The organism is Spirillospora sp. CA-294931, from assembly GCF_050946795.1.
GTDB lineage: Bacteria > Actinomycetota > Actinomycetes > Streptosporangiales > Streptosporangiaceae > Spirillospora.
Map to the genome: position 1 here is coordinate 981,146 of NZ_CP192006.1, position 21,553 is coordinate 1,002,698.

Consider the following 21,553-nt stretch of genomic DNA (forward strand, 5'->3'; position numbering starts at 1 on the left):
ACGACCGAATGTAGTACTACAAGTTGTAGTACTAGGGCCCGTAGTACTACCCGACGTGGTGACATGCCTCTCAATCGATTAACCTGGAGCGCGTGAAGGGTCTGGGAGAGCTTGAACGCACGGTAATGGAGGTCCTCTGGGCGAGGGAGGACGCCGGGCTCGACGCCGCCACCGCGCGCGACGTCAGCCGCGCCCTGGCGGGCGACCGCGACCTCGCGCACACCACCGTCATGACGGTCCTCGACCGCCTGGCCAAGAAGGGGATGCTGGAGCGCGAGCGCGACGGCCGCGCCTGGCGCTACCACCCCGTGGCCAGCCGCGAGGGCTATGTGACCGAGCTCATGCTCGGCGCCCTCAACGAGACCGGCGACCGGGGCGCCGCCCTGGTGCACTTCGTCCGCTCGGTCTCCGAGGACGAGGCCGCCGTGATCCGCCGGGCCCTGGCCGACATCACGTCGCCCGGGAAGGAGCCACCGGCATGACCGGAACCGCCCTGCTCGCACTGATGTCGATGGGGACCGTCGGCGGGGCGCACCTTCTCTCCAACGCCCGATGGACGTGGAGGGCACCCCGTGTCGGGATCGCGCTCTGGCAGGCGATGGGCCTGTGCTGGGGCGTGGCCACCATCGGCACCCTGCTCGGAATCGCCCTGTGGCCCTACAGCCAGGGCATCGTGCGGGGCCTGCCCGACCTCTGGGCCGACGAGGCCGCCCGCCTCAACGCGCTGCACCTGGCCGCGCTGCTGGCGGCCGTCAGCCTCACCGCCGTGCTCCTGGTCATGCTGCTGTACGCGGTGTTCCGGGTCGTGCGGGCCCGTCGCCGCCACCGGGCGCTGCTGGCCCTGGTCTCGCGCAGAGACTCCGCCGTCCCGGACACCCTCGTGCTCGACCACCCGATCGCGGCGGCGTACTGCGTGCCGGGCGTCCGCTCGTCCAAGGTCGTGGTCAGCGCCGGGACGCTGGAGCTGCTCGACCCCGACGAGCTGGCCGCCGTGCTCGCCCACGAGCGCGCCCACGCCCGCGAGCGCCACGACCTGGTCCTGCTGCCCTTCGCCTCGCTGCGCCAGGTGTTCCCCCAGATCCGCCTGGTCGGACGGTCGCTCGACGCGGTCGAGCTGCTGATCGAGATGGCCGCCGACGACCGCGCCCGCCGCCACCGCACGCCCCGCGAGCTGGCCACCGCGCTCCTGCGGTTCGCGGCGGCCCGCCCGGCGGCGGCGCCCTCGGGCACCCTGGGCGTGGCGACGTCCGGCGACATCCCGGTGATGGCGCGCGTCCAGCGCCTCATGGACCCCGAACCCATCCGCCGCTCCACCCGCGCCGCCGCCATGGCCGCCGTCCCCCTCCTCGTCGTCCTGCCGATCCTTCTGTACGCCGTCCCGCACTAGACCTCGGCGCGAGACGGCTCGGCCGCCGGGGCGGTCGCGGGCTCGGGCGTGGCCGGACGGCGCAGCACCACGAGCGAGACCGCGAAGGCGGCCACCAGCAGCCCGGCCGAGACCGCGAAGGCCAGGCTGTAGCCGCCGGTGAGGGCGGCGGCCCGGGGCTCGCCCTCGGCGAGCAGGTGCTCGGTGCGGGACGCGGCCAGGGTGGACAGCACCGCGACGCCGAGGGCGCCGCCGATCTGCTGGGTGGTGTTGAACAGGCCCGAGGCCAGACCGGCGTCGTCGGCGCCCGCCCCGGACATGCCGAGCGTGGTCAGCGCCGGGAGCACCAGCCCGCCGCCCGCGATGAGCAGCATCACCGGGAGCAGGTCGGTGACGTAGTCGGCGTCGGCCGGGACGCGGGTGAGCAGCAGCGTGGCGCCGACCAGCATCGCCAGACCCGCCAGGAGCACGGCGCGGGCGCCGAAGCGGCCCATCAGCCGGGCGGCGACGAACAGTGAGACGCCGCCGATGGTCACCGCCGCGGGCAGCATCGCCAGGCCGGTCTCCAGCGCGTTGTAACCGAGCACCGTCTGCATGTAGAGGGCGACGATGATCTGGAAGGAGAACATCGCGCCGATGGTCAGCAACTGGGCGAGGTTGGCGCCGGAGACGTTGCGCGAGCGGAGAATCCGCAGCGGCATCAGCGGGGTGGCCGCGGTGGCCTGCCGCAGGACGAACCCAGCCAGCAGGACGAGCGAGAGCGCGCCCAAGCCGAGCGTGTGCCCCGAGAGCCAGCCGTGGCCCTCGGCCTTGACCACGGTGTAGATGCCCAGCATGAGGCCCGCGGTGACCAGCACGGCGCCGATGACGTCCGCACCGCTCCGCAGCCCGAGCCCCCGGTCGGCGGGCAGGACCGTGACCGCGAGGGCGACGGTGGCGGCGCCGATCGGCAGGTTGATCAGGAAGATCCAGTGCCAGTCGAGCGCGTCGGTGAGCACACCGCCGAGCACCTGGCCGATCGAGGCGCCCGCGGCGCCGGTGAAGCTCAGCACCGCGATCGCCCGGGCGCGCTCGGCCGGGCCGGTGAACAGCGTCACCAGGATGCCCAGGACGACCGCCGAGGCCATCGCGCTGCCGACGCCTTGCAGGAAGCGCGCGGCGATCAGCAAACCGGGGCTGGACGCGGCCCCCGCCAGCAGCGAGGCCCCGGTGAACACCGCGTTCCCGGCCAGGAACATCGTCTTGCGCCCGATGAGGTCGCCCAGGCGCCCGGCGAGCAGCAGCAGCCCGCCGAAAGCGATCAGGTAGGCGTTGACGATCCAGCTGAGCCCGGCCGGGGAGAAGTCCAGGTCCTTCTGGATGGCGGGCATCGCCACCGTCACGATGCTGCCGTCGAGGATGGTCATCAGCATGGCGGTCGAGAGGACGGCGAGCGCCAGCGGGCGGGATTTGAGGGGTGGTGACTGCGACACGGTCGTCTCCTGTCGTGAACGATAGGAGAGACCGTAGCAGATAGTTCCGTAACAGACGATCCCTTGCGGACCTATGTACTGCGCTGGCGCGCCCTCCGGACCGGGGTGGGTGCCGGGGCGGGAGCGTTCAGCGGCCCGCTGACCAGCCGGTTCAGTGCCCGGGTGAGCACCTCGCGCTCCTGGTCGGGCAGCGAGCTGAGCGCCGCCCGGTGCACCTCGTCCACGATCTGCTGGCTGCGCGCCGCGATCTCGGCGCCCCGCTCGGTGACCGCGATGATGCGTGCCCGCCGGTCACGCGAGGACGGGCGGCGCTCGGCGTACCCGAGCTTCTCCAGGGCGTCCACGGTGACGACCATCGTGGTCTTGTCGATGTCGCCGAGCTCGGCGAGCTGGATCTGGGTGCGCTCCTGCTCCAGGGCGTGGAGGAGCACGCAGTGCATGCGGGGCGTCAGGTCGATCTCGGCGAGCGCGGCCGTCATCCGCGTCCGCAGGACATGGCTGGTGTGGTCGAGCAGGTACGAAAGGTCCGGCTCGGCGCGGGACGGGGCGCTCTTGGTCGTCATGCCGCCAGAGTACTTAATCCCGTTCCGGATTATCTAATGGCGGAACCATCTCTCCTCGGGGTCATCCCCTACTCCCCGCGGGCGAGCACCGCGGCGGGTTTCCACCCGTGCGGGGGAAGTGGTGCGGGCGCTCCGAAAAGCATGATCGATTCACAGCCCGGCCCCACCAGAAGGAGACGTTTCCAATGCGCACCCGTACCGCCGCCACGATTCTCGCCCTCACCGCCGCAGCCGCCGTGGCGGGCGGCGCCACCGCCGTCTCGGCGGCGCAGGGCGGCGGGCACAAGGCGGCCGCCGTCAAGGGGGCCGCCGACTTCTCCCTGCCCTTCCACCCCGACCAGGACATCCGGCACTTCGAGTTCGACGCCAAGGCCGCGCCCTACTCTCGTCCGTTCGAGGGAGCCCCGCAGGGCCTGCCCACCGACGCCAAGGGCACGGTGAAGATCTCCCACTACGTGGCGGGGCAGAAGTTCACCCTCCGGGCCGAGGGCACCGTCGACTGCCTGGTCACCAGCCCCGGCAACGCCGTGCTCAGCGCCAAGATCACCCGCGCGGACGAGGTCGTCAAGGACTGGGTCGGCAAGCGGCTGGGCTTCAGCGTCCAGGACGGCGCCAAGGGCCGCGACCGGGTCGGCCTCTCCTGGACGGTCGTGAACCTCGACCAGGACGAGAAGGGCAAGTGGGGCGAGGCCAAGGCCGGCACCTGCATGGCTCCCGCGGCCTTCGCGCCGGTGACCAAGGGCGGCTACACCGTCCGGCACGCCGAGCTTCCCCCGCCGCCGAAGAAGTAAGTACGCTTGGTCGTATGCATCGTCAGCAGTGCCAGGGCTGGTGGCCGTCCTAGGACGGCCATCCCCCGAGCACGCATCAGGGCCGTCCCATCGGGCGGCCCTTTTCGCATCCTCGGCACGGGCCGCGCGGTCAGGGACGCCCGCGACCACGAGGAGCATCCCGTGCACGAGACCACCGACCTCGAGGAACGCGTCGCGGCCGACCCCGGCGCGTTCCGCGTCCTGACCGGCGACCGCCCGACCGGCCCGCTGCATCTGGGCCACTACTTCGGCACGCTGGCCAACCGCGTCCGCCTCCAGCGGGCGGGCGTCGAGCTGTTCGTCCTGATCGCCGACTACCAGGTGATCATCGACCGCGACGTCGCCGAGCGGCTGCCCGAGAGGATGCTCGGCCAGATCGCCGACTACCTGGCCGTCGGCATCGACCCCGAGACCGCCACGATCTTCAACCACAGCGCGGTGCCCGCGCTCAACCAGCTCATGCTGCCGTTCCTGTCGCTGGTCTCGGTGGCCGAGCTGGGCCGCAACCCCACGGTCAAGGACGAGATCGCGGCGTCCCGGCAGGCCGCGGTCAGCGGGCTGATGTTCACCTACCCGGTGCACCAGGCCGCCGACATCCTGTTCTGCAAGGCCAACCTGGTGCCCGTCGGCAAGGACCAGCTGCCCCACCAGGAGATCGCCCGGACCGTCGCGCGCCGCTTCACCGAGCGCTACGGGCCGGTCTTCCCGGTACCGGACGCCCTGCTGACCGACGTCCCGGTGCTGCTGGGCACCGACGGCGCCAAGATGAGCAAGAGCCGGGGCAACGCGATCGACCTGTCGGCCACCGCCGACGAGACGGCTCGGCTGATCACCCGGGCGAAGACCGACGCGGAGCGCCGGATCACCTATGACCCGGACGGCCGTCCCGGGGTGTCCACGCTGGTGCTCCTGGCCGCGCTCTGCCAGGGCCGCGAGCCGGAGTCCGTGGCCGCCGAGATCGGGGACGGCGGCGCGGCGGCCCTGAAGAAGGTCGTCATCGAGTCGGTGAACGAGTTCCTGCGTCCGGTCAGGGCCCGCCGTGCCGAGCTGGTCGCCGACCCCGCCCAGCTGCGCGCCGTGCTCGCCGCCGGGAACGAACGCGCCAACGCCGTCGGCGACGCGACGCTCCACGAGGTCCGCGCCGCGATGGGCGCCGTCGTCTAGCCCGGCGGCGCTATCCCGGTGAGAAGGGTGGTGACCAGGCCGTCGATGTCGGGAGGCGGCGGGTCGGGGGAGCCCAGAAGGGCCGCCAGGACGGTCTCGTGGCAGGTGCCGACGATCATGGAGGCGGCGGCCTCGACCCGCGCGTCGGGGGCGAGCCGGCCCAGCTCGCGCTCGGCGCGCAGGTAGGCCAGCAGGCGGTCGCGCCAGTCCTCGCCCGGGTCGGACAGGTCGCCGAACCGGGCGAGGACGGCGGGACGCCCGATCAGCCCCGCGAAGGCGGGCAGGATGGCCCGGTGCAGGGCCAGGCCGTGCAGGACGTGCGCCCGCAGGTTGGCCGCCAGGTCGCCGCGGCCCGGCTCGGGCAGCGCGCCGAGGGCGCGCCCGGCCGCGGTGACATGGGCGCGCAGCGCGCAGGCCAGCAGCTCCTCCTTGTCGGCGAAGTGGTTGTAGAGGACCCCGTCGGCGACCCCCGCCTCGCGCGCGATCGCGCGGACGGTCAGCCCGGCCGTCCCGCGTTCGGCGATCAGTCGCGCGGCCGTGGCGATGAGGTGCTCGCGCAGGGTGCTCTCGCCGCCGCGCAGCGCCGCCGCCTTCCGGGGTGACATCAGGTGACGGCCCCCGTGACCAGCCAGGCCGTGCTGCGCAGCCGGACGGCGCCGTCCCGCTCCATGGGCAGCAACGCCTCGGCGAGCGCGGCCCGTGCCTTGTCGGCGGTGGGCGCGTCGACCCGTCCCAGGTGGTACTTCACGGGCCCCCACGCCGCCATGAACGCGGCCGCGTCCGCGGTGTCGAGGCCCCAGAGCTGGTCCGCCTCGACCTCGGTGATCGCGAGGTCGAGGTACCCGGCCTCGGTGAGGATCGCCCGGACGCGGTCGGGTTCGGCCAGCGAGGTGGGCCCGGCGTCCTTCGCGTCGGCCTCGGCCGGGGGCGGCAGGTACGGCGCCATGGCGCCGAACACCGTGCCGAGGTCGGTGCCCTCCAGGTCGGTCATGCACACGAAGGCTAGCCGTCCTCCGGGGGCGAGCGCGCGGCGGATGTTGCCGAACGCCGCGACGGGGTCGGCGAAGAACATGACCCCGAACCGGCTGACGACCGCGTCGAAGGCGCCCTCCTCGAAGGGGTGGACCTGCGCGTCGCCGCGCTCGAAGCGGACGTTGGCGACGCCCTCCTCGGCTGCCCTGTCCCGGGCCTTGGCCAGCATCGGCTCGGACAGGTCGAGCCCCGCCGCCGCGCGCCCGCGCCGCGCGGCCAGGCGGGTGAGCTGCCCGGTGCCGCACCCGATGTCCAGGACGCGGCCGCCCGCCCCGATACGCGCGCCGGTCAGCACGGCCTCGTTGTATCCGCTGTTCACGGCGTTGAAGCGGGTGTCGTGATCGGCCCAGTGCCCGCCCTCGTACCCGTTCCACGCGTCCGACTGCCCGACGTTGACGATCCGTGCCATCGTTCCTCCTCGTTATGAACGTCTGTTCATGAACATAGGTTCATAATGGCGCGGCGTCAATCTCGTCGGAGGCGAGTAGTAGAACGGAACTATTTGTTCCCTTACTATCGAGACATGGAGACGACGACGCAGGGACCGATGAGCGGACGCAAGGCGCAGGCGGCCAGGAACGACGAGCTGATCCGCGCGGCGGCGCGGGCGGTGTTCACGGCCGACCCGGGGGCGCCGATCTCGGCCGTGGCCGAACACGCCGGAGTCGGGATCAGTGCCCTCTACCGCCGGTACAAGAGCAAGGAGGAGTTGCTGCAACGGCTGGCCGACGAGGGGATGGACCGCTACCTGGGCGAGGTCACCGCGGCGCTGGCCGACGAGGGCGACGCCTGGGAGTCGTTCGCCGGGTTCATGCGGCGCTGCCTGGACATCGGGGCGGGCTCGCTCACCTCGCGCCTGGCCGGGAGCTTCCCGGTCACCGACGAGATGAGCCAGAAGGGACGCGACATCCACGCGGCGACCCAGCGGCTGCTGGACCGGACCAAGGAGCGCGGCGGCCTGCGGCGCGACATCGAGGTCGGCGACATCTCGGTGATCCTCGAACACCTGCACACGATCCGGATCGGCGATGATGACCGGATGAACCGGCTCCAGCACCGCTACATGGAGCTCTTCCTGGCGGCGCTCCACATGCCCGAGGCGGGTGAGCTGCCGGGCCCTCCTCCCAACTGGCTCGAACTTCGGGGGCGCTATGACGACTGAGGTCCTGGGCACGCGCGCGCTCAACCGGGCCCTGCTGGCACGGCAGCTGCTGCTCGAACGCCGCCGGACGGACGCTCTGAGCGCGATCGAGCACCTGGTGGGGATGCAGTCCCAGGCGCCCAACCCGCCCTACATCGGGCTCTGGAGCCGCCTGGAGGACTTCGCGTTCGACGAGCTGGCCGCGCTCATGACCGAGCGCCGCGCGATCCGCATGGTGCTGATGCGCGGGACGATCCACCTGGTCAGCGCCCGCGACGGGCTGGCGCTGCGGCCGCTGACCCAGCCCGTCCTGGACCGGTGGCTCGTGGCGGCGGCCGGGCGCGCCCTGGGGACGCTCGGCGTGGACGAGATCGCCGCCGCGGCGCGCCCGCTGCTGGACCAGGAGCCGCGCACCGACAAGGAGCTGCGCGACCTGCTGGCCGCGCGCTGGCCCGAGGTCGACCCCGAGGCCCTGGGCCGGGCCGTGCGCTGCGGCCTGCACCTGGTGCAGGTCACGCCGCGCGGGATCTGGGGCGCCTCGGGCCTGGCGCGGCACACGACCGTCGAGGCGTGGCTGGGCCGTCCGGCCGACCCGGACTCGTCCATCGACGCGATGGTGCTGCGCTACCTGGCGGCGTTCGGCCCGGCGAGCCTCCAGGACGTGCGGCACTGGTCCGGGCTCACCGGCCTGGGCGAGGTGCTGGAGCGGCTCGCGCCCAAGCTGTGCGTCTTCCAGGACGAGAACGGCCGCGTCCTGTACGACCTTCCGGAGGCGCCCCGTCCCGACCCGGACGTCCCGGCTCCCGCGCGCCTGGTGCCCGACTTCGACAACCTGCTGCTCTCGCACTCCGACCGGGCCCGGATCATCACCGAGGAGCGGCGCGCGCGGGTCTTCACGGTGAACGGGATCATCCGCGCGACCGTCCTGGTGGACGGGTTCGTGGCGGGCCGCTGGAAGATCGAGAAGAAGCGCGGCGCGGCGGTCCTGCGGGTGGAGTTCTTCGAGCCGGTGCCCGCGTCCGAGCGCGACGCCGTCGCCCACGAGGCCGAACGCCTGCTCGCGGCCGCCCATCCCGGCGCCGGGACCCGAGAGGTCGAGTTCGTTCAAATTTGAACTTTTCTCGACGCGCGCCTACCCTGGTACTTGAAGCATCAATCAAAACTCCGGGGGATGGTCGCGATGGCGCGCATGCCGGTGCTGTACCTGAGTCATGGGGCCCCGCCGCTGGCCGACGACGACGTCTGGACCGCCGAGCTGGCCGGCTGGGCGGCGCAGCTGCCCAGGCCCGAGTCGATCCTGATGGTCTCGGCCCACTGGGAGGAGGCGCCGCTGTCGATCGGCGCGACCTCGACCGTCCCGCTGATCTACGACTTCTGGGGCTTCCCGCCCCGCTACTACGACGTCACCTACGCCGCCCCCGGTGCGCCCGCGCTGGCCGAGCGCGTGCGGGCGCTCGTCCCGGACGTCCACCAGGAACCCGAGCGGGGCCTCGACCACGGCGCCTACGTGCCGCTGGTCGAGATGTACCCCGGAGCCGACGTCCCGGTGCTCCAGGTGTCGATGCCCACCCTCGACCCCCGGCACCTGTACGCGATCGGCCGCGGCCTGTCGGCGCTGCGCGACGAGGGCGTCCTGGTCGTCGGCAGCGGCTTCACCACCCACAACCTGCGTGAACTACGTCCCGAGCCATCCGCCGCGCCGCCCGCCTGGAGCGCGGAGTTCGACGACTGGGCGCGCGGCGCCGTCGCCGCCAACGACGTGGACGCCCTGCTCGACTTCGCGCACAAGGCCCCCGCCGCCGAGATCGCGCATCCCCGTACCGAGCATCTGGCCCCGTTGTTCGTGGCCCTCGGCGCCGCCGCCGACGAGACCACCCGCCCCGGCCGCTCGGTCGTCGACGGCTTCTGGCACGGTCTGGCCAAACGCTCTTTCCAGTTCGGCTGAGCCCCCCGGCCCCCTCGTCCCCCTGTCTTCCGTCGTGTCAGGCCATCTCGGCGAAGCCGTCGCGCCAGGACGAGATCTCGGGCTTCCAGCCGAAGCCCAGGGCCTTGGCGTTGGAGACCGGACGGCCCGTCGCCGCCGCGTGCCGGGCCACGCCCGGCGTGGGCGCGTTCAGCACCGCGCTGTAGACCGGCAGCCACTCGCGGCTGATGGTCGGCTCGTCGTCGACGATGTTGACCGGGCCCGCCGCCCAGTCGAGCGCCGCCAGCGCGGCCGCGGCGGCGTCGTCGGCGTGGACGAACGACGTCCAGGCCGGGGTCAGCCGCATGCTGCCCGCGCGGACGCGGTCGGCGATCGCGCCGTCGGCCGCGTACCAGGTGCCGGGCCCGTACAGGGCGCCGTACCGCAGGATCACGCCGCGCGGCATCGTCGCGACCGCCGCTTCGAGCGCGGCGACGCCCTCGTACGGAGGCAGCGACGGGTCGAGCGGGTCGGTCTCCACGGCCGGGGTGTCACCCGGGGCGTACAGCCACGCGATGCTCTGCGCGACCATCGTGTCGACCCCGGCGGCCTTGGCGGCCTCGACGAGGTTGCGCGTGCCTTCGATGCGCAGATGGGAGTTGGCGGCGAAGTCGGAGCCCGCCAGGTCGGTCAGCTGATGGATGATCGCGTCGGGCCGTGTCTCGGTGACGGCCGCGCGGAGCGCCGGGGCGTCCAGCACGTCCACCACCAGGGGCGTCGCGCCCTGGTCGGCGATGCTCTGGGCGCGCTCGGCCCGCCGGGTCGTCCCGATGACCTCGTGGCCCGCCTGGACGAGCAACGGGACCAGCCGGCTCCCGACGACGCCGGTCGCGCCGGCGAGAAGGATCTTCAAGGGGGTACCTCCACGGTACTTTCACACCGTTTGTGGTTCGCTAAATGTCTGCTGTCGTCTAAATGGCAGCTTAGGCAGTGTCACGGTGCAGGTCATACTCTGACCCGCGATTCGGCGCCTACTCGTCGTCAAGCGTCTCACCACGCTTGGTGATCGGTAGGGATTCGGTCCACTCTCCGTTCGTCTCAATCACGGTTTCCGTGTGGCCGAAAGCGGCAAGGCGCCGTCGATCTCGCCCGATATACGGTGATCTCCGGTCTCGGCGAGTCAAGGAGGACCCTGTGAACCGGAACAAGGTCGTTGTGGGGAGTGTCACTGCCGCGGCGGTGGCTCTGACGTCCGGATTGGTGGCCGCACCGGCCCACGCGGACGGTTGGAAGCCCGGCATCGAGATCCAGGAGAGCAAGTCGCGGGTCAAAGCGGTCGGCCCGGGCTTCACGCTCAGGATGACCAAGCACGGCATCCGCACGACGGTCGACGAGGACGAGTTCGGCGACCCGAGCACGGGCAACCCGATCCAGCGCACCTCGATCGACATGGCCGGACGCACGCTGCGTCCCTTCGAGTGCGACAACGGCACCTACACCATCAAGTCCGGGAAGTTCGACCGGACGCTGCGGGTCTCCACCACCGAGAAGCGCCCGCTGCCCTACTCGCCGGAGTTCGCCGTCGCGTTCCCCGGCGTCCTCAGCCCGTTCCTCGGCGTGATCGACGGGACGGTCACCAACGCCCAGGGCGAGACCCTGCGCGTGCTGGTCTCGGACCTGGCCCACGAGGAGCTGACCAAGGACTCCTTCACCTCGACCTCGCCCATCCACGGCTACTTCGTCGACTCCAGCGGCAAGATCCGTGACCGCATCTCGCTGATCGGCCGCTTCAAGTCCGGCCGCAACGGCGAGAACGCCCGGCACTGGATCGAGGACCGCGGCACCTGCCGGCAGATCGTCGACCTGGCCTGGGGACCCCTGAGCAAGCAGTCCGTGGCCACCGGACCACTGTTCGTGCTCCCCTTCAAGAGCCCGCTGATCGTTCCCGACAAGACGCCCTGATCCGGGTTTTGCCACCCTTCGCGCGGAGCAGCTTTCCTACGTGGATGATCGGGCGGTTGGGAGACGGGCCATGGAGATCACTCTGATCCTGGGCGACATCACCGAGCAGGACGTGGACGCGGTGGTCAACGCGGCCAACTCCTCGCTCCTCGGCGGGGGCGGCGTCGACGGCGCCATCCATCGCCGGGGCGGCCCGGAGATCCTCGACGAGTGCAGAAAGCTCCGCGCCGCCCAGTACGGCGGCGGGCTCCCGGTCGGCCAGGCGGTCGCGACGACGGCGGGACGGCTGCCCGCGCGCTGGGTGATCCACACGGTCGGCCCGGTCTACTCCTCGTCGGAGGACCGGTCCGACCGGCTGGCCTCGTGCTACCGCGAGTCGCTGCGCGTCGCCGACCAGCTCGGCGTCACCTCCATCGCGTTCCCGGCGGTGTCGGCCGGGATCTACGGGTGGCCGATGCGCGACGCGGCCCGCATCGCGGTGGAGACGGTCCGCGCGACCTCGACCCAGGTCACCGACGCGCGGTTCGTGCTGTTCACCGACGACGCGTACGCGGCGTTCCAGGAGACGCTCGCCCCTAGGTGAGCGGGGCCCGGCCGCCGCCGGACGGCCCGGCGAAGGCCTGGGCCAGATCGAGCCAGCGGTCGGCGTCCGGGCCGTCGGCGGTCAGGGCCAGGTCGGAGCGGTGGCGGCGCTGGGTCGCCAGCAGGCAGAAGTCGAGCGCGGGCCCGGTCACCGACTGCGCGGCCCCGGCCGGGCCCCAGCTCCACTCCTGGCCGGACGGCGAGGTCAGCACGACCAGGAACTCCTCCGCGGGCGGTTCGAGGCCGTTGTTGCGGTAGGCGAAGTCGCGGGTGCGCACGCCGATGTGGGCGACGTTGCGCAGCCGGTCGGTGGGCTCGCGCTCGGCGCCGAGCGCGTCGGCCACGTCCTGGCCGTGCGCCCAGGTCTCCATGATCCGCGCGGTCGCCATCGACGCGGCGCTCATCGGCGGCCCGTACCAGGGCAGCCTGGTCCCCGGGGGGACGGCCGCCAGCGCCTCGACCATCCGGCGGCGGCCGTCGCGCCAGCGGGCCAGCAGCGCGGCCGGAGGGACGCGGGTGCCCTCGGCGGCGCCCTCGTCCACGTCGACGCGGGCCTGGCCCGAGGTGAACGCGCCGGGGTCGGCGGCGGCCATGACGGCCTGGTCGTCGGTCCAGGCCAGATGGGAGATCTGGTGGGCGATCGTCCAGCCCTCGGCCGGTGTGGGGACCGCCCACCGGTCGGCGGGCAGCGGCGCGACCAGCGCGTCCAGGCTCTCGCCTTCGGCCGTCAGGTCCGCGAGCAGCGAGCTGAGATCGGGCATTCTTCTCCGTCCTAGCGGTTCAGGAGCGAGCGGGCGGCGGCGTAGTCGGCCTTGCCGTTGGGCAGGCGCAGGCTCTGGTCGGTGCGCAGGAACGCCTTGGGGATCTTGTAGCGGGCCAGCCTGGCGGCGCATCCCGCGCGCAGCTCGCCGTCGGACGGCGAGCCCGCCGCCGGGCGCACCACGGCGACGATCTCGGTGCCCCACCGCTCGCTGGGACGCCCGATGACCAGCGCGTCGGCCACGCCCGGCAGGTCGCGCAGCACGCCCTCGACCTCCTCGGCGAACACCTTCTCGCCGCCGGTGTTGATCGTGGTCGACTCGCGGCCGTGCATCTCGACGGTCCCGTCGGCCAGCAGCCGGGCGCGGTCACCGGCGACCACGAGGCGGCGGCCGTCCAGGGTGATGAACGTGGCGGCGGTCTTGTCCGGGTCGTGGAGGTACCCGATCGGGATCGACCCGCCGCCCTTGGCCAGCCAGCCGAGCCCGTCCTCGCCCGGCCGCATCGGCCGGGTGCGGTCCGCGCTGAGCACGACGGCGCCCGGCGCGGGCGCGAAGGCCGCCGGGCTCTCGTCCCGGCCGTCGCGGCGGCTGATCTGCAGGCCGCTCTCGGACGAGCCGATCACGTCGGTGATCCGCACGTGCGGCAGCAGCCCGATCAGCCGCCGCTTGACGTCCTGGCTCATCGCGGCCGCCGAGTTCAGCAGCGTGCGCACCGAGGCCAGGTCGTAGGAGGACCGTTCGAGCTCCTCGGCGATCGGGCGGGCGTAGGCGTCGCCGACCAGCGGGATCCGGGTGGCCCGCTCGCGCTCGGCGGTGGCCAGCAGATCGGCCGCGTCCAGCCCGTCCACCCGGTCCGGGAAGATCACGCAGGCGCCGGTGCACCAGCCGCCCAGCGCCGCCCACGTCCCGGCGCCGTGCATGAGAGGCGGGCCGACCAGCACGCGGTCCTTGGAACGGACGGCCCCCGCGACGGCCTCGTCCAGGTCGGTGATCGGGGTGCCGTCGCGGTGGCGCAGCCCGAGCGGCCCGGTCATCAGGTCGCCGATCCGCCACAGCACGCCCTTGGGCAGACCGGTGGTGCCGCCGGTGTAGAGGATGTGCAGGTCACCGGCGTCCGGCCGGACGCCGGGCAGCGGCTCGGGCGGCGCGGCGGCCAGCGCATCCTCGTAGTCCAGCGCGCCCGGCAGCAGCGGCGTCCCCGACTCGTCGGCCACCTGGAGCAGCAGCGGCGGCGCCGCGTCCAGCCGGTCCAGGACCCGTTCGATCACGGCGGCGAAGCGGGCGTGGAACAGGATCGCCCCGGGACGGGCGTCGCCGAACAGCTGGGCGAGTTCCTCGTCCACGTAGCGGTAGTTGGCGTTGAAGGGCGCGACCCGCGCCTTGTGGGCGCCGAGCAGCCCCTCCAGGTACTCCGGGCCGTTGTGCAGGTAGAGCGCGAGGTGGTCGTGCGGCGACTCGCAGCCGGCGACCTCGCCGGGACGCCGTCCCAGGCCGTAGCGGTGCAGGACGTGCGCGAGCCGGCGGCTGCGCCCGGTGACCTCGCTCCAGGTCAGGCGCCGGTCGCGCCAGACCAGGCACTCGCGGTCCGGGATCTGGGCCGCGACGGCCTCGTGCAGGGTCGCCAGGTCCAGCATGGGCTCTCCCTCGGGGACGGGAACACCTGGGGATCACCGTAAGGGATTTCCGAATCGCGTTCGGCGCCGGGGGCCGTCGTCGCTCGTCCGAGACGGCACAATCGCAGGGTGGCGCGAACGCGGAAGCCCGAGGGGGAGATCACCCGGGGGACGACGGCGCCGAACCGCCTGCGCCGGGTGGACCGCTGGATCGCGGCCACGCAGACCGGACCGCTGCGCGGCGCGGCGCGGCCCCTGGTCGTCGACCTCGGCTACGGCGCGTCTCCGGTCACCACGGTCGAGCTCTACACGCGGCTGCGCGCCGTCCACCCGCGCGTCGAGATCGTCGGCATCGAGATCGAGCCCGAGCGCGTCGCCGCCGGGCAGGCGGTGGCCGGGGCCTACGAGGGGCTCTCGTTCCGCCGGGGCGGGTTCGAGCTCCCGGTCGACCGGCCGCCCGCGCTGGTCCGCGCGTTCAACGTGCTGCGCCAGTACGACGAGGACGCGGCCTGGCGCGCCTGGGACGGCCTCCGCTCGCGGCTGGCGCCCGACGGCGTCCTGGTCGAGGGCACCTGCGGCGAGATCGGCCGCCGCGCGGTCTGGGTCGCGCTCGGCGCCGAGGGGCCGCGCACGATCACGTTCGCGGCGCATCTGCCCACGCTCGGCGCCCCGTCCGACCTGGCCGAGCGGCTGCCCAAGACGCTGATCCACCGCAACGTGCCCGGCGAGCGGGTGCACGGGCTGCTGGCCGAGTTCGACCGCTGCTGGGCGGTCGCCGCCCCGCACACCGCGTTCGGGCCCCGCGCCCGCTGGGTGGAGGCGGTGTCGCTGCTCGCCCGGACGCACCCGGTGCTCACCCGTCCGCCTTATGGTGGCCGATCACGGTGGAGGCTGGGCGAGGTGACCCTTCCGTGGACGGCCGTCCACTGAGCGGCGTCACGGTGCCGCGCGCCCCGTCCACCCGGACGCGGTCGCCGTCGCGCAGCCGCATCGTGGCGTTGCCGCAGCCCACGACCGCCGGGATGCCCAGCTCGCGGGCGACGATCGCCGCGTGCGAGAGCGGCGCGCCCACGTCGGTCACCACGGCGGCGGCACGCGGGAACAGCGGCGTCCAGCCGATGTTGGTGACGGTCGTGACGAGGATCTCGCCCGGCTCCAGCCGGTCGCCCTCCTCCGGCGACCGCAGCACCCGGACGGTCCCCTCCACGATCCCCGCCGCCCCCGGGAAGCCGCTCACCGAGTCGGGGACCTCCGTAGTCTCCCGGCCGGTGCCGTCGTAGAAGTCGGTGCGGCGACCGGGCTCGGCGGCCCAGGCGAACGGGTCGAACCGGCCCAGGATCAGCGCCGGGTAGGCGGGCAGCTCCCGGTAGCGCTCGTAGGCCCGGCGCCGCGCCGGGATCCGCCGCAGCGGGCGCTCGTCGGTGCCCAGCAGGCCGAGGATCTCGTCGATCGTCAGCTGGAACAGGTCGTCGCCTCGCCCGGTCATCTCCCCGGCCCGCAGGACGAACGCGCGGATCACCCAGAACACCCGCACCACCTCCGACCGCGCCGCCTCGCGGGCATGGGCCGCCCTGGCCCAGCGGCCGATCCGCCGCCGCGTCGCCGCGACCTTGCCCGGATGCCGCGCGCGGAACCGCCGCCAGGCGTCCCGGCCCGCCTCGCGCTGGCGCATCAGCAGGTCACCGGCGTCGCGCTCCGTGCCGCCCAGCGCGGCGGCCCGCGCGTCGATCCAGGCCGGATCCTCGGCCGGACGGGGCGTCGACACCTCGAACTCGTGGGGGCCTCGGTGGCCCCACTCGCGGATGTAGGCGGCGCGGTCGATCTCGCCCCGGGCCAGCCTGGCCAGCCCGGTCATCGGCCCGAGGCTCGCCAGCGCCGTGTCCCGGTCGCCCAGGCCGCTCAGCATCGCGTTGGCGTCGGACTCGCCGACCAGCCTCTCCAGGTCGTCGCGGACGGTCACCAGCGCGCCGCCGCCCAGCCGTCCGGCCGCCTCCAGCATGTGGCACGCCTCGGTGAGCAGCGGCAGCAGCACCTCGTGCCAGAGTTCGATCATCTCGAACGGCGTGGACAGCTCCGCGACGCGGTCGCGCAGGGCGTCGCAGCGTCCCGGCGCGGACGCCAGGAAGTCGGGCAGCCGCCTCTGGTTCGCCCGGACGCGCACGAGCGACCGCGCCGCCACCGGGCCGAGCGCGCGCACCACGTCCCACCGGGCGACGGGGACGAGCGGGATCTCCAGCCCCGGCGGGAGCTTGCCGAACGCCTGCTCCAGCGTCCCGATCCTGGACGGCGTGCCGAACGCCGACGCCAGCGTCGCCGCGACGCTCAGGTTCATGTAGAAGCGGCCGCCGATGGTGCCGTAGGCGCGATGGTCCGGCAGGGAGGCGGCCGGCATCGTCTCGCCCATGAAGATCTGCATCAGCGACCAGGTGCAGGGCGTCATGACGTCCGGGACGGCCTCGCCCAGGTTCCCGTTGGTCCACAGGTACTCGCCCGCCAGGCTGTCGTTCCACTCCTCGGCGTCGTCCCCGGTGGCCGTGGGGGAGAGGCCGGTGATGGGCCGCGCCTGGAGCACGTACGGGCGCCCGCCGCCGTGGGCCCACTCGACGTCCATCGGCCGCCCGTACAGCCGCTCGATCCGCTCGCCCAGCCGGGCCAGCTCCACGGCCTGGTCGGTCGTCAGCACCGGCGCCTCGCGCAACCGGTCGGGCACCGGCTCCTCGCGCGTGCCGTGGCCGGACGGGACGGTCATCACGGTCTTGGCCGAGATCCGCTGCCCGGCCAGGCGGCCCGTGCCCTTCTCGATCACGAACGCGTCCGGCGTCACCCGGCCGCTGACCACCGCCTCGCCCAGCCCCCAGGCCGCGTTGATCACGATCTGGTCGGCGGCGCCGCCGGTGGGCGCGACCGTGAACAACACCCCGGCCGCCTCGGCGGGCACCAGCCGCTGGACGACCACGGCCAGCGCCACGTCCCGGTGGTCGACGCCGTTGCGGGCGCGGTAGGCGATGGCGCGGGCCGTCCACAGCGACGCCCAGCAGCGCCGGACGGCGTCCACCAGCGCGTCGCCGCCGTCGATCCCGAGGAAGGTGTCCTGCTGCCCGGCGAAGGAGATGCCGGGCCGATCCTCGGCCGTCGCCGACGACCGGACGGCGACCGGCTCGTCACCGCCGAGGGCCGCGTACGCCGCGCGGACGGCCGCCGCGACCTCGTCCGGGACGTCCTGCCGCGCGAACAGCTCCGCGATCCGGCTCGCCGCCGCCTGCGCCGTGCCCGGCAGGTCGGGCACCACCTCCGCGACCGCCGCCATGACGCGGGAGTACAGCCCGTCGCGCTCCACGAAGCGGCGGTAGGCGTCCGTCGTCACGTGGAAACCGTCCGGGACCGGCAGGCCCGCCGCGGCCAGGCGGGCCAGCGAGGCCCCCTTGCCGCCCGCGCGGGCCGGATCGGCATGCGCGTCGGCCAGTGGCAGCGTCCAGGCATCGGTCATGTCGTGCTCCGTCCCCCGAGGTCGTCCGACAGACGGATACCCGCCCAGCGATCTCGGGGAACGCGCAGATCAGAGCCGGTGCAGCTTGTGCGGGGCGGCCTGCACCCTCGGCTGGACGTCGATCCGGTCGATGTTCACGTGCGCGGGACGCGTCACCGCCCAGGCGACGCAGTCGGCCACGTCGTCGGCCACCAGCGGCTCGGGCACGCCCTCGTAGGGCTTGGCGGCCTTCTCCGCGTCCCCGTGGAAACGGACCAGGGAGAACTCCTCGGTGTAAACCAGGCCCGGCGCGACCTCGGTGATCCGCACCGGCTCGGCCACCAGCTCCAGCCGCATCACCTCGTTCACCATGTACGCCGCGCCCTTGGCCGCGTTGTAGCCCGCGCCGCCCTCGTAGGCCACGTGCGCCGCCAGCGAGGTGATGTTGACCACATGACCCGCACCGCTCTCGATCAGGCGCGGCAGCAGCGCCTTGGTCACCCGCAGCAGCCCCAGCACGTTGGTGTCGTACATCGCCTGCCACTCCGCCGGGTCGGCCTTGGCCACCGGCTCCAGGCCCAGGGCGCCGCCCGCGTTGTTCACCAGGACATGGCACCCGCCGGACAGGGCCTCCGCCAGTGCGTCGACCGACTCCTGGGAGGTCACGTCCAGGGTGACGGGCACCACCTTGCCCGCGCCCGGGACGTCCTCGGAGATCTCCTTCGCCAGGGCGTCCAGCCGGTCCCGGCGCCGCGCGGCCAGCACGACGTTGAACCCCTCGGCGGCCAGCCTCCTGGCCGTCGCCGCCCCGATCCCGCTGCTCGCACCCGTCACAACCGCCGTCTTTCGCATGGCCCCAGCCTCCCAAAGGCGCAAGATCACCGCCAAGGAGGGGTGGAAGGCCTTCTGACGGGAACACCATCCGCGATCGGTAGGTTGCACTACCGGAGGTGGTGTCCGGTGACGGCTGGTATCAACCGTGTCGCGACGATCAGCGTCCACACTTCGCCCCTGGAACAGCCGGGGACGGGCGACGCGGGCGGGATGAACGTCTACATCGTCGAGGTGGCCAAGCGCCTGGCCGCCCGGGGCGTCGAGGTCGACATCTTCACCCGAGCGACCTGCCGCGCCCTGCCCCCGGTGGCCGAGCTCGCGCCCGGCGTCCAGGTCCGGCACATCGTCACCGGCCCGTTCGAGGAGCTGGAGAAGACCGAGCTGCCCCGCCACCTGTGCGGTTTCACCTCCGGCGTGCTGCGCACCGAGGCGTCCTACGAACCCGGCCACTACGACTTGCTCCACACCCATTACTGGCTCTCCGGCCAGGCCGGGTGGGTCGCCAAGCAGCGCTGGGGCGTCCCGCTGGTGCATTCCATGCACACGATGGCCAAGGTCAAGAACGCCGCCCTCGCCGACGACGACACCCCCGAACCCCAGGCCCGCGTGCTCGGCGAGGAGCAGGTCGTGGAGTCCGCCGACCAGCTCGTGGCCAACACCGCCAAGGAGGCCGGGGAGCTCATCGGCCTCTACGGCGCCGACCCGTCGCGCGTCGCGACCGTCAACCCCGGCGTCGACCTCTCGCTCTTCCGCCCCGACTCGGTCCTGCTCTCGCGCTTCGGCGGCCCCTTCCCCTACGACAGGAGCCCCGCGCGGCGCCGCCTCGGCCTGCCCCGGGACGCCCACGTCCTTCTCTTCGTCGGACGCATCCAGCCGCTGAAGGCCCCCGACGTCCTGCTCCGCGCCGCCGCCCGCATGGTGGCCGACGACCCCCGCCTGCGCGACCGCCTCGTCGTCGCCGTCGTCGGCGGCCCCTCGGGGACGGGCCGCTCCCGTCCCGAGGGCTTGCGCGCCCTGGCCGCCGAGCTGGGCATCCTCGACCTCGTCCGGTTCGAGCCGCCCTCGCCGCAGGCCGAGCTGGCCGACTGGTACCGCGCCGCCGACGTCACCGTCGTCCCCTCGCACAACGAGTCGTTCGGCCTGGTCGCCGCCGAGTCCCAGGCGTGCGGCACCCCGGTCGTGGCCGCCGCGGTCGGCGGCCTGTGCACCGCCGTGCGCGACGGCGAGTCCGGCGTCCTGGTCCGCGGCCACGACCCCGCCGACTACGCCGCCGTCCTGCGCCGCCTGCTCGCCGACCCCGCCCTGCACGCCCGCCTCTCGCGCGGCGCCGTCCGACACGCGCAGGGCTTCGGCTGGGACGCCACCGTCGACCACCTGCTCCAGGTGTATACCGGTGCCGTCCTCTCCCGCCGCCAACCCGTGGAGGCCACCGCATGAGCGACCCGGAGACGCGCGGCGCCGTCTGGACTGACGAGTGAGGAACGAGCGAGGAGGGAAGACGGTGCCAAATGGCGTGTCGGAGGGGAGCGGGAAACACAGCATGAGCGACCCGGTTCAGGTCATCGAAGAGACACTGCTCGCCGCCGAATTGGAGTTCGACCGGCCGCGCGAGGGCGCGTTCTTCGTCAAGCTGCCGGGCCAGCGCAAGCTCGCCACCATGACCTGGCTGATCGTGGGCGACCACAGCCTGCACGTCGAGGCGTTCTTCTGCCGCCGTCCCGACGAGAACCACGCCGACTTCTACCGGTTCCTCCTGGAACGCAACGGCCGCATGTACGGGGTGGGCTTCGCGCTGGACGAGATCGGCGACGTCCACCTGGTCGGCAGGGTCCCGCTCGCCTCGGTGAGCTCGGACGAGATCGACCGGCTGCTCGGCTGCGTCCTGACCTACTCCGACGAGAACTTCGACAAGGCCCTGGAACGCGGCTTCAAATCCTCGATCCAGCGCGAGTGGGACTGGCGCGTCAAGCGCGGCGAGAGCCTGGCCAACCTCCAGGCGTTCGCGTCGTTCGCCGACCCCGCCAACCGCTGACCGCGGGCGCTTGCGCGCCGTCCCCCTCGGCTAGGCTTTCGTCCCATGGCAACCCTGGTACTGCTGCGGCATGGCGAGAGTGTGTGGAACGCGGAGGGGCTGTTCACCGGCTGGGTGGACGTCGACCTGTCCGCGAAGGGCGAGGGCGAGGCGACCAAGGGCGGCGACCTGCTCCTGGACGCCGACATCACCCCCGACGTGGTCCACACCTCGCTGCTGAAGCGGGCCATCCGCACCGCCAACATCGCCCTGGACGTCGCGGACCTGCTCTGGATCCCCGTCCGGCGCTCCTGGCGCCTCAACGAGCGCCACTACGGCGCGCTCCAGGGCAAGAACAAGGCCCAGACTCGCGAGGAGTTCGGCGAGCAGCAGTTCATGACCTGGCGCCGCTCCTACGACACCCCGCCGCCGCCGATCAAGGACGACGACCCCCTGTCGCAGGTCAACGACCTGCGCTACGCCGGGCTGCCGTCCGAGCTGATCCCGCGCACCGAGTGCCTGGCCGACGTCGTCGACCGCATGCTGCCCTACTGGTACGACTCGGTCGTCCCCGACCTGGCCGCGGGCAAGACCGTCATGCTCGCCGCCCACGGCAACTCCCTGCGCGCCATGGTCAAGCACCTCGACGACGTCTCCGACGAAGACATCGTGGGCCTCAACATCCCCACCGGCATCCCCCTGGTCTACGAGCTCGACGACGACTTCGCCCCCCTCAAGCGCGGCGGCGAGTACCTCGACCCCGCCGCCGCCAAGGCCGCCATCGAAGCCGTCAAGAACCAGGGCACCAAAAAGAAGTAACGCGAGCCGCGCGGCTGCGGGAAGCGAAAAGGGGCGGTGCCGGACTCGGTCC

The 21,553-nt window shown here is 73.0% G+C and carries 22 protein-coding genes; 13 read left to right on the plus strand and 9 right to left on the minus strand.

All coding sequences use genetic code 11. The annotated features are described in order from the left end of the window. Positions 1-92: 92 nt before the first annotated feature. Both ACQPY4_RS04725 and ACQPY4_RS04730 read left to right on the plus strand, forming a co-directional pair. Entirely contained in the window at positions 93-482 is a 390-nt protein-coding gene (locus ACQPY4_RS04725) for a BlaI/MecI/CopY family transcriptional regulator (RefSeq protein ID WP_433332792.1), read from the plus strand. Continuing rightward, positions 479-1,387 (plus strand): M56 family metallopeptidase, encoded by a 909-nt coding sequence (locus ACQPY4_RS04730; protein ID WP_433332794.1) that lies wholly within the window; start codon positions 479-481, stop codon positions 1,385-1,387. The genes ACQPY4_RS04725 and ACQPY4_RS04730 overlap by 4 nt, the downstream gene beginning before the upstream one ends. Here the strand turns inward: ACQPY4_RS04730 and ACQPY4_RS04735 are convergent. Continuing rightward, positions 1,384-2,838: a DHA2 family efflux MFS transporter permease subunit gene (locus ACQPY4_RS04735; protein WP_433332796.1), complete on the minus strand. Its 1,455-nt coding sequence runs from the start codon at positions 2,836-2,838 to the stop codon at positions 1,384-1,386. The two genes, ACQPY4_RS04730 and ACQPY4_RS04735, sit on opposite strands and share 4 nt — an antisense overlap. A 71-nt stretch (positions 2,839-2,909) precedes the next feature. After that, complete coding sequence (locus ACQPY4_RS04740; RefSeq protein WP_433332798.1) at positions 2,910-3,401, minus strand: MarR family winged helix-turn-helix transcriptional regulator; 492 nt, start codon at positions 3,399-3,401, stop codon at positions 2,910-2,912. Between the two features lie 185 nt (positions 3,402-3,586). On the opposite strand from ACQPY4_RS04740, the gene ACQPY4_RS04745 reads away from it, so the two are divergent. Then, on the plus strand, positions 3,587-4,192 hold the full coding sequence (locus tag ACQPY4_RS04745) for a hypothetical protein (RefSeq protein ID WP_433332800.1): 606 nt from the start codon (positions 3,587-3,589) through the stop codon (positions 4,190-4,192). 162 nt (positions 4,193-4,354) lie between these two features. Beyond that, positions 4,355-5,377 carry a tryptophan--tRNA ligase gene (gene trpS / locus ACQPY4_RS04750; RefSeq protein ID WP_433332802.1) on the plus strand — a complete coding sequence of 341 codons (1,023 nt, stop codon included), beginning with the start codon at positions 4,355-4,357 and terminating at the stop codon, positions 5,375-5,377. Here trpS and ACQPY4_RS04755 read toward each other — a convergent pair. Beyond that, positions 5,374-5,982, minus strand: a complete 609-nt coding sequence (locus ACQPY4_RS04755) for a TetR/AcrR family transcriptional regulator (protein ID WP_433332804.1) — start codon at positions 5,980-5,982, stop codon at positions 5,374-5,376. The genes trpS and ACQPY4_RS04755 overlap by 4 nt on opposite strands. After that, the gene (locus ACQPY4_RS04760) at positions 5,982-6,818 is read right to left on the minus strand and encodes a class I SAM-dependent methyltransferase (protein ID WP_433332806.1); all 837 of its coding nucleotides are present in this window, start codon (positions 6,816-6,818) and stop codon (positions 5,982-5,984) included. Before ACQPY4_RS04760 ends, ACQPY4_RS04755 begins: the two co-directional genes overlap by 1 nt. Positions 6,819-6,932: 114 nt before the next feature. Here ACQPY4_RS04760 and ACQPY4_RS04765 point away from each other — a divergent pair, with 114 nt between their 5' ends. From ACQPY4_RS04765 to ACQPY4_RS04775, 3 genes are all read left to right on the plus strand, one after another. Beyond that, positions 6,933-7,571: a TetR/AcrR family transcriptional regulator gene (locus ACQPY4_RS04765; RefSeq protein ID WP_433332808.1), complete on the plus strand. Its 639-nt coding sequence runs from the start codon at positions 6,933-6,935 to the stop codon at positions 7,569-7,571. Next, the gene (locus tag ACQPY4_RS04770) at positions 7,561-8,664 is read left to right on the plus strand and encodes a winged helix DNA-binding domain-containing protein (protein ID WP_433332810.1); all 1,104 of its coding nucleotides are present in this window, start codon (positions 7,561-7,563) and stop codon (positions 8,662-8,664) included. The genes ACQPY4_RS04765 and ACQPY4_RS04770 overlap by 11 nt, the downstream gene beginning before the upstream one ends. 66 nt (positions 8,665-8,730) lie before the next feature. Next, entirely contained in the window at positions 8,731-9,495 is a 765-nt protein-coding gene (locus ACQPY4_RS04775; RefSeq protein WP_433332812.1) for a dioxygenase family protein, read from the plus strand. A gap of 37 nt (positions 9,496-9,532) precedes the next feature. Here ACQPY4_RS04775 and ACQPY4_RS04780 read toward each other — a convergent pair whose 3' ends face one another. Continuing rightward, positions 9,533-10,366 (minus strand): NAD-dependent epimerase/dehydratase family protein, encoded by an 834-nt coding sequence (locus tag ACQPY4_RS04780; RefSeq protein ID WP_433332814.1) that lies wholly within the window; start codon positions 10,364-10,366, stop codon positions 9,533-9,535. Positions 10,367-10,647: 281 nt separating this feature from the next. Between ACQPY4_RS04780 and ACQPY4_RS04785 the strand changes: the two genes are divergently transcribed. Then, positions 10,648-11,415, plus strand: a complete 768-nt coding sequence (locus ACQPY4_RS04785) for a hypothetical protein (RefSeq protein WP_433332816.1) — start codon at positions 10,648-10,650, stop codon at positions 11,413-11,415. Positions 11,416-11,485: 70 nt separating this feature from the next. Then, positions 11,486-11,998 (plus strand): O-acetyl-ADP-ribose deacetylase, encoded by a 513-nt coding sequence (locus tag ACQPY4_RS04790; RefSeq protein WP_433332818.1) that lies wholly within the window; start codon positions 11,486-11,488, stop codon positions 11,996-11,998. Here the strand turns inward: ACQPY4_RS04790 and ACQPY4_RS04795 are convergent. Continuing rightward, a complete protein-coding gene (locus ACQPY4_RS04795) occupies positions 11,991-12,758 on the minus strand; it encodes a TIGR03084 family metal-binding protein (protein ID WP_433332820.1) in 768 nt (255 codons plus the stop codon). The two genes, ACQPY4_RS04790 and ACQPY4_RS04795, sit on opposite strands and share 8 nt — an antisense overlap. A gap of 11 nt (positions 12,759-12,769) precedes the next feature. Continuing rightward, complete coding sequence (locus ACQPY4_RS04800) at positions 12,770-14,392, minus strand: AMP-binding protein (RefSeq protein ID WP_433332822.1); 1,623 nt, start codon at positions 14,390-14,392, stop codon at positions 12,770-12,772. 108 nt (positions 14,393-14,500) lie between these two features. On the opposite strand from ACQPY4_RS04800, the gene ACQPY4_RS04805 reads away from it, so the two are divergent. Then, a complete protein-coding gene (locus tag ACQPY4_RS04805) occupies positions 14,501-15,301 on the plus strand; it encodes a class I SAM-dependent methyltransferase (protein ID WP_433332824.1) in 801 nt (266 codons plus the stop codon). Here the strand turns inward: ACQPY4_RS04805 and ACQPY4_RS04810 are convergent. After that, positions 15,225-17,858, minus strand: a complete 2,634-nt coding sequence (locus tag ACQPY4_RS04810) for a PEP/pyruvate-binding domain-containing protein (protein WP_433332826.1) — start codon at positions 17,856-17,858, stop codon at positions 15,225-15,227. The two genes, ACQPY4_RS04805 and ACQPY4_RS04810, sit on opposite strands and share 77 nt — an antisense overlap. A 69-nt stretch (positions 17,859-17,927) precedes the next feature. Continuing rightward, complete coding sequence (locus ACQPY4_RS04815) at positions 17,928-18,689, minus strand: SDR family NAD(P)-dependent oxidoreductase (protein WP_433332828.1); 762 nt, start codon at positions 18,687-18,689, stop codon at positions 17,928-17,930. A gap of 108 nt (positions 18,690-18,797) precedes the next feature. Between ACQPY4_RS04815 and mshA the strand changes: the two genes are divergently transcribed. The 3 genes from mshA to ACQPY4_RS04830 all read left to right on the plus strand — a co-directional run bounded on the left by mshA (position 18,798) and on the right by ACQPY4_RS04830 (position 21,501). After that, entirely contained in the window at positions 18,798-20,108 is a 1,311-nt protein-coding gene (gene mshA, locus ACQPY4_RS04820; protein ID WP_433332830.1) for a D-inositol-3-phosphate glycosyltransferase, read from the plus strand. A gap of 103 nt (positions 20,109-20,211) precedes the next feature. Continuing rightward, positions 20,212-20,703 carry a YbjN domain-containing protein gene (locus tag ACQPY4_RS04825; RefSeq protein ID WP_433332832.1) on the plus strand — a complete coding sequence of 164 codons (492 nt, stop codon included), beginning with the start codon at positions 20,212-20,214 and terminating at the stop codon, positions 20,701-20,703. Positions 20,704-20,748: 45 nt separating this feature from the next. Next, entirely contained in the window at positions 20,749-21,501 is a 753-nt protein-coding gene (locus tag ACQPY4_RS04830) for a phosphoglyceromutase (protein ID WP_433332834.1), read from the plus strand. Positions 21,502-21,553 lie beyond the last annotated feature (52 nt).

Excerpts from the sequence above, each read along its gene's own strand:
- ACQPY4_RS04730 (WP_433332794.1), top strand. The coding sequence starts at position 479 with ATGACCGGAACCGCCCTGCTCGCACTGATGTCGATGGGGACCGTCGGC.
- ACQPY4_RS04740 (WP_433332798.1), bottom strand. The coding sequence starts at position 3,401 with ATGACGACCAAGAGCGCCCCGTCCCGCGCCGAGCCGGACCTTTCGTAC.
- ACQPY4_RS04745 (WP_433332800.1), top strand. The coding sequence starts at position 3,587 with ATGCGCACCCGTACCGCCGCCACGATTCTCGCCCTCACCGCCGCAGCC.
- ACQPY4_RS04755 (WP_433332804.1), bottom strand. The coding sequence starts at position 5,982 with ATGTCACCCCGGAAGGCGGCGGCGCTGCGCGGCGGCGAGAGCACCCTG.
- ACQPY4_RS04760 (WP_433332806.1), bottom strand. The coding sequence starts at position 6,818 with ATGGCACGGATCGTCAACGTCGGGCAGTCGGACGCGTGGAACGGGTAC.
- ACQPY4_RS04765 (WP_433332808.1), top strand. The coding sequence starts at position 6,933 with ATGGAGACGACGACGCAGGGACCGATGAGCGGACGCAAGGCGCAGGCG.
- ACQPY4_RS04770 (WP_433332810.1), top strand. The coding sequence starts at position 7,561 with ATGACGACTGAGGTCCTGGGCACGCGCGCGCTCAACCGGGCCCTGCTG.
- ACQPY4_RS04775 (WP_433332812.1), top strand. The coding sequence starts at position 8,731 with ATGGCGCGCATGCCGGTGCTGTACCTGAGTCATGGGGCCCCGCCGCTG.
- ACQPY4_RS04790 (WP_433332818.1), top strand. The coding sequence starts at position 11,486 with ATGGAGATCACTCTGATCCTGGGCGACATCACCGAGCAGGACGTGGAC.
- ACQPY4_RS04795 (WP_433332820.1), bottom strand. The coding sequence starts at position 12,758 with ATGCCCGATCTCAGCTCGCTGCTCGCGGACCTGACGGCCGAAGGCGAG.
- ACQPY4_RS04800 (WP_433332822.1), bottom strand. The coding sequence starts at position 14,392 with ATGCTGGACCTGGCGACCCTGCACGAGGCCGTCGCGGCCCAGATCCCG.
- ACQPY4_RS04810 (WP_433332826.1), bottom strand. The coding sequence starts at position 17,858 with ATGACCGATGCCTGGACGCTGCCACTGGCCGACGCGCATGCCGATCCG.
- ACQPY4_RS04815 (WP_433332828.1), bottom strand. The coding sequence starts at position 18,689 with ATGCGAAAGACGGCGGTTGTGACGGGTGCGAGCAGCGGGATCGGGGCG.
- ACQPY4_RS04825 (WP_433332832.1), top strand. The coding sequence starts at position 20,212 with ATGAGCGACCCGGTTCAGGTCATCGAAGAGACACTGCTCGCCGCCGAA.
- ACQPY4_RS04830 (WP_433332834.1), top strand. The coding sequence starts at position 20,749 with ATGGCAACCCTGGTACTGCTGCGGCATGGCGAGAGTGTGTGGAACGCG.